5 protein-coding genes are annotated in these 5,716 nt (G+C 66.1%); 1 reads left to right on the forward strand and 4 read right to left on the reverse strand.

The window, feature by feature from the left end; genetic code table 11:
• Window positions 1-393: 393 nt before the first annotated feature.
• Genes C447_RS09005 through C447_RS09020 form a run of 4 tightly spaced genes read right to left on the reverse strand, consistent with a single transcriptional unit; the run spans window position 394 to window position 4,595 of the window.
• Window positions 394-2,073, reverse strand: a complete 1,680-nt coding sequence (locus C447_RS09005; protein WP_007693108.1) for an AMP-binding protein — start codon at window positions 2,071-2,073, stop codon at window positions 394-396.
• 41 nt (window positions 2,074-2,114) lie between these two features.
• Complete coding sequence (locus C447_RS09010; RefSeq protein ID WP_007693110.1) at window positions 2,115-2,549, reverse strand: hypothetical protein; 435 nt, start codon at window positions 2,547-2,549, stop codon at window positions 2,115-2,117.
• Window position 2,550: 1 nt separating this feature from the next.
• A complete protein-coding gene (locus tag C447_RS09015) occupies window positions 2,551-4,107 on the reverse strand; it encodes a sodium:solute symporter family transporter (protein ID WP_007693112.1) in 1,557 nt (518 codons plus the stop codon).
• Entirely contained in the window at window positions 4,104-4,595 is a 492-nt protein-coding gene (locus C447_RS09020; protein ID WP_007693114.1) for a hypothetical protein, read from the reverse strand. The genes C447_RS09015 and C447_RS09020 overlap by 4 nt, the downstream gene beginning before the upstream one ends.
• A 246-nt stretch (window positions 4,596-4,841) precedes the next feature.
• Between C447_RS09020 and C447_RS09025 the strand changes: the two genes are divergently transcribed.
• A complete protein-coding gene (locus C447_RS09025; RefSeq protein WP_007693116.1) occupies window positions 4,842-5,249 on the forward strand; it encodes a hypothetical protein in 408 nt (135 codons plus the stop codon).
• Window positions 5,250-5,716: the final 467 nt, after the last annotated feature.

Raw genomic sequence — 5,716 nt, forward strand, 5'->3', positions numbered from 1 at the left:
CTGGTTGCGAAAGCACACGAAACGTACTCTCTCTCCACGGTTGCTCACGACCCGCTCCCTCACTGGTTGCGAAAGCACACGAAACGTACTCTCTTTCCCCTCCGCCGCCCTCCCGTTGTGGGATGCCAAGTCTGCATCGCACCCCTCAATGACGGGGGTTCCAGCCCTCCGTGACCTACCGCCGTTTCCGGAGGTTCCTGGGAATCCTCGTCAGACTTCTCGCCTCATCTGATACGAGAGTACTCGTATTTCGGTTCGACCGTTGCGTTCCGAACGTCGTCCCCACTGCACGACGTCTCGGAACGGTCAGCGCTCACCGAACGATATTCGTCTACGTCGGACGGCCTCGAATGGCCCGAACGAAGGGCTCCCAAACGCCTGGGGTGGGGTTTGCTATCCGTGTGACTCCCCGTTCGAGGCGTGTTCTTGCTCCCGGAGTTTCCGGCGTTGGATCTTGCCAGTCGTCGTCTGCGGGAGCCGTTCGACGAACTCGATCGCCCGCGGGTACTCGTACTTCGCGAGTCGGTCCCGGACGCGGTCGCGGATCGCCTCACGCAGCTCGTCCCCGCTCTCGGTCGTGTCGGTGGCCGACGTCGGCTGGACAAAGGCCTTGATTATCTCCCCGCGAGTGTCGTCGGCGACCCCGATGACGCCGACCTGCTCGACGGCCGGGTGTTCGAGGATCGCGCGCTCGACTTCACCGGGGCCGACCCGGTAGCCGCTGGTGAGGATGAGGTCGTCGTCGCGGGACTTGAACCAGCAGTAGCCGGAGTCGTCCTGCACCCCGAGGTCGCCGGTCAGATGCCACTCGCCGACGGTAGCGCCCGCCGTCTTCTCGTCGTCGTTCCAGTAGCCATCGAAGACCACCGGGTCGTCACCGCGTTTGACGGCGATCTCCCCGACCTCACCCGTCGGCCGTTCGACACCGGTCTCGGGGTCGACGACGGCGACGTCGTGTCCGGGAACGGGTTTCCCCATACAGCCGGGGCGCGCCGGGAACCACTCCCGGCAGTTGGTGACGAGGAGGTTGGCCTCCGTCTGGCCGTAGAGTTCGTTGACCGCGACGCCGGCGAGTGCCGTCTCGGCCCACTCCAGGATCTCCGGGGTGAGCGGTTCGCCGCCCGAACAGACCGCCCGGAGCGAGAGGTTGTAGGTTTCGAGCGGGCTCTCGACGCTCATCAGCATCCGAATCGCCGTCGGCGGCACGAACGCGTCCGTGACGTCGAACTCCTCCAGCAGCGAGAACGACGTCTCGGGGTCGAACTTCCCCATGGGGTAGCCGACGACGGGCCGTCCGTAGTGCCACGCCGGGTAGAGCAGGTCGCCGAGCGCCCCGATCCACGCCCAGTCGGCGGGGGTCCAGTAGACGCCGTCGTCGACCTGGCGTTCGAAGTACATCGAGAACGCCGGACAGTGGCCGACCCAGACGCCGTGACCGTGGAGTGCCCCTTTCGGTGGCCCCGTCGACCCGCTGGTGTACATCACGATCGCGGGCGTCTCGGCCGTCGTTTCGGCGATCTCGTACCCCTCGGACTCGTCCTCGGTCAGCACCGAGAACGTCGTCGAGGCGGAATCCGCCGGTGTATCGTCGTCCGTGACCTCGACGACGGTTTCGAGCGCCGGGCACTCGGCGGCCGCGCTCGCGACGGTCTCGATCACGCTCGTATCGGCGACCACGGCTTTCGCCTCGCTATCGGCGAGGCGATGCCGGAGCGACTCGTCGCCGAAGAGCGGCGACAGCGGGAGCGAGACGGCACCCATCTTCCAGCACGCGATGTGGGTGAGCGGGTTCGCGGGCTTCTGCGGGACGACCACGCCGACGCGGTCACCGCGCTCGACCCCCGCGCTCTCGAAGGCGTTCGCCACGCGGTTCGAGAGTCGGTCGAGGTCGTCGAACGTGTAGGTTTCACGACGACCGTCGGGGTAGGCCTGATAGAGGGCGATCCGTTCGTCGGACCGGTCGTGTTTTCGAAGTAGATCCCGCCCGAGGTTGTAGTCCGCCGGGAGGTCCCACTGGAACGACTCGCGCGCGTCCTCGTAGGTCTCGCCGTCGAGTGAAACGTGCCACGGCATACCATCGAGCTTCGAAACCGCTCTACAAATAGCTTGGCCGACTACAGAAACGAGCGCTCGACCGCCACCTCGACGTGCGAGAACCGATCGTCGTCGGCGAGCGCTTCGACGAACGCCTCGTGGGGGTCGCTCGCGCTGGTCGCTTCGAGGTCGAACCGCTCGTCGTTCCAGGTGACGACCAGCGACGAACGACGGAGACGAGAGCCGGGCGAGAGCCGGATCGAATCGAGCTCGTCGAGCGCCACCACCCGATTCCGGTCGTCGAACGCCGCCACCGCGTCGGGCGCGAGACCCGAGACCTCCTCGCGAGCGGTGGTCCCCATGTCGGCACGGAGGAGGAGGGATTTGAACGACTCGCCCACGAAACACCATATCAGGCGCTCGTCGGTGAGCACGCCCTCCCAGAACTCGAGGGAGACTGGCGTCCGTCGATACCAGCCGCTGAACCGCCCGACCACGGACTCGGTCGCGGCCATCCTATCGCTCCAGCAGGGTGACCAGGTCGGCGGGCACGCTCCGTCCGCGCTGGGTGAGCACCGAGACCCCAACCGTGAGTGCGATCGAGACCAACAGCGCTACGGTTCCCACCGGGAACCCCTCGGTGAAGGGGTAGAGCGAGAGTATCGTCTCGCTCACGCCCGGCGCGCCTGCGGCTTCGGCGATCCGCGGGACGGCGCTGTAGAACAGGTTGACGACGAGGCCGCCGATGATCCCCGCGACCGCGCCCTCCTTGGTCGCGCCCTTCCAGTTCAGTCCGAAGACCGCGAGCGGGAAGAACGCCGCCGCGAAGAACCCCCAGCCGATAGTTCCGAGGATGCCGACCAGCGCGTCGGAGTAGAACACCACCAGCGTGGAGAGGACGGTGAGCCCAGCGAGCGCGATCTGCGTCACTCTGAGTTCGGTCGCCTCGTCCTCGATCGGGCGGCCGAACGCCCGCGGGAGGTCGCGCGAGATCGCGGCGGCACCGATGTTGAGGAACGAATCGCTCGTGGACATGATCGCCGCGAGGAGGGCGGCGAGCACGAGCCCGGCGACCACGCCGGGCGTCTGGTTCAACACGAACACCGGCGCGGCGATCGACGCGCTCCGGAGTTCGGGGATCGTCCCGCCCTCGACCGCCGCGCGCATCGAGAGTCCCGCCGAGAAGGCGATCATGCTCGAGATCGCGTAGGATATCGCGGCGATCGGCGCGCCCCAGCGGAGGATCGTGAGGTCGCGGCTCATGTAGAACTTCGTGATGAGGTGGGGCTGTCCCGCCGACCCGACCGAGAAGAGGATCCACCACGCGAGGGCGGTGAAGGCGCTCGCGGCGGGCACGCCGATCGCGCCGAACGGCGAGACGAGCGCGGGGTCGACGCTCGCGAGGTTCCGGGTGATGGTGCCCATACCGCCGCCGAACTCAAGCGCGAAGTAGAAGACGAACACCGCGCCGATGATCATCGTGATCGACTGGACGAAGTCGGTCCAGACGCCGGCGATCATCCCGCCGAGGACGCTGTAGGCGAGCAGGATCGCCGCGCCGCCGAACAGCCCCCAGACCACGGGGATCCCGAATATCGCCCGCATCACGAACTGGAGGGCGGCGAGGTTGGTCGCGAGGTAGGCGATCACGCCGACGATGACCGCGAGCGCGGTGAGGCCCCTGACCCACGCGCTCTCATAGCGGACGTACATCCCGTCGGCGAGCGTGAGGACGTTCCTGATGTCGGCGAGGATCCGCATCCGGCGGGCGAGCAGTACCCAGGCGATGAGGAATCCCACCGGTGCGGTGAAGAAGATCCACATTCCGGTCATCCCGTAGGAGTAGACGAGTTCCGGGCCGCCGACGAACCCGAAGCCCGACTGGATCACCGAGAACGCGGTCAGCGCGAGTACCCACGTCCCCACCGACTTGCCGGTGATGAGGAAGTCGCTCGTGCTATCGGTGTTGAGATAGCCCCAGACGCCGATCGCGAGGACGATCAGGAGATAGAGCCCGCCGAACAGGAGCACGAACGGGTCGTCGGCCACCGGGATCGCTTGGAGGGGCGTCATCGGTCGCTCCCGCCGTCGGATTCGACGCCCGTGGAACGCGACGGGGCGAGCGGAAAGTCGGTCTCACGTTGCGCCTGCCGCGCGTCGTCCATCACGTCGGCGACGAGCTCCTCGTTTGCCGTCTCGTTGAAGACCGAGACCGCGTAGTAGACGGGTGCGAGAAGCGGCAGGAGCCAGAGGAACAGGATGTAGACGAACGTCGACTGCGGGACCCCGAGGAGATAGCTCTCGCTCGCGGTACCGGGGTCCCAGAGCAGCCAGATCCCGGTCAGTCCGACCGCGAACAGCAGCCCCAGCCCCGCGACGAGCCCGGTGTACGGTGTGACGTCGAGCTCCCGGTCACCCCGCTCGACGGCCGCCAGCGGGAGTACCGCGACGATGAGCGCTCCGGCGAGGTACGAGAACACGCGGTAGAGGCCGAGCGCGGCGACGAGCAACGCGGCGACCGAGAGGGTACCGACGGCCAGGGCAGTTCTGTTTCGTGCCATCCCAAGGATCGGTATCCCGAGGAATCATAACTGTTTCTCAGGGACGAGGGGTACAATATCGAGAGTGGCCGGAGCGACATCGCGACCATCCCGGCCCGACATCGCGACCATCCCGGCCGTTTCGGACGGTGTTTCGACGTATCGAGCCTCCACCCGAACGCGCGCACGAAGTCGAAGCACCGATATGGCACAGCGCGAAACGAACGATCGGTGAACCGACCTTCTCGTTCGTTCCGGCGACGAGCGGTGTACCGTGACGTCGTCGTAGGAACACTGCTGACCGGGAGCGGAGCGGTCGGGGCGGGTGCACTCCTCGTCTGGCTCGGAACGCACGGTCCGCTTCTCTCGGTGTCCCCGGCGGTCGGGTCGGTCGCGCTGCAAACGGCCGGTGCGAACAGACTGGTGGTCATCGCCTACCTCGGTGTCGGTATCGAGCGGCTCTACCTCACCGGTCTGCCCCTCCTCTTGCTCTGTGTCGGGGCCGCGCTCCCGGTCCTCCGGGGGTGGTGGCGCGTGCCGGCGTCGATACTCCTCGGGGCGGCGGCGGCCAGCACGGTGACCGTTCTCTCGGGGTGTGCGTGCGCCAGCGGGTCGGCGACCTTCCTCGTCGTGCGAACGGTCCGAACCGTTCTGAACGGGCTCGCACCGCTTTAGGCTCCCATCCTCTCTCCGAGATCCACGGCGGGGGCGCTATTCGTGGGCTGTGGTCTCCGATGCGCGGGATAGCCTCCCGGCGATTCCATCGAAAATATATAAAGATGTTAGTACAAATATTAGTACCCCGCGTTCGATAGCCGAAACAAAGCTTGCATCAGCAGACCGGAAACTTATCCGTAGCTACGACCAAGATGGTTTATAGATAACTTATCAGAGAAGTGGAACGAAACGAGTTCCACTTCACCGGCATCGAAACATCGCTCGTGCGAGCGGGTGAGCACCAGGACGAACCACTACCAGAGAACATGACTCAAAACAACCACCGTCGATCGAAGGAAGCCGGTTCCAACACGACCCGGCGGCGATTCCTCCAGACAGCGACCGTCGCGGGAACGGGTCTCGCGACCGGCTGTCTGGGTGTCGCGAGCGGAACCGGAACGACGCTAACGATGGGTTATCAGCCC

Source organism: Halococcus hamelinensis 100A6, assembly GCF_000336675.1.
Lineage (GTDB): Archaea > Halobacteriota > Halobacteria > Halobacteriales > Halococcaceae > Halococcus > Halococcus hamelinensis.